Genomic DNA, 533 nt, shown 5'->3' with positions numbered 1-533 from the left:
GCCGGGCTATTTTCAGATAACCGCCACGCCGCATCTTGCCGTTTATGACCCGACGGTACAGTTTGAGTTCTGGTTCTCGGAAAAGCAGATTGCGGATATCAGACAGGTTGAAACCAGCACGCGTTATCTTGGTACGGCGCTGTACTGGATAGCCGCCAGTATCAATATCAAACCGGGCCATGATTATTACTTTTATATCCGCAGTGTGAACACCGTTGGCAAATCGGCATTCGTGGAGGCCGTCGGTCGGGCGAGCGATGATGCGGAMGGTTACCTGGATTKTTTCAAAGGCAAGATRACCGAATCCCATCTCGGCAAGGAGCTGCTGGAAAARGTCKAGCTGACGGAGGATAACGCCAGCAGACTGGAGGAGKTTTCGAAAGAGTGGAAGGATGCCAGTGATAAGTGGAATGCCATGTGGGCTGTCAAAATTGAGCAGACCAMAGACGGCAAACATTATGTCGCGGGTATTGGCCTCAGCATGGAGGACACGGAGGAAGGCAAACTGAGCCAGTTTCTGGTTGCCGCCAATC

The 533-nt window shown here is 52.1% G+C and carries 1 protein-coding gene; it reads left to right on the top strand.

The annotated features are described in order from the left end of the window. On the top strand, positions 1 to 533 hold a 533-nt coding region (locus EMN46_RS18885), incomplete at both ends, for a DUF1983 domain-containing protein (protein ID WP_154202564.1).

Source organism: Ancylomarina sp. 16SWW S1-10-2 (assembly GCF_009669305.1).
GTDB lineage: Bacteria > Bacteroidota > Bacteroidia > Bacteroidales > Marinifilaceae > Ancylomarina.
Note: the sequence above shows the minus strand (reverse complement) of the source record. Positions and strands in the feature narration are given on the sequence as shown.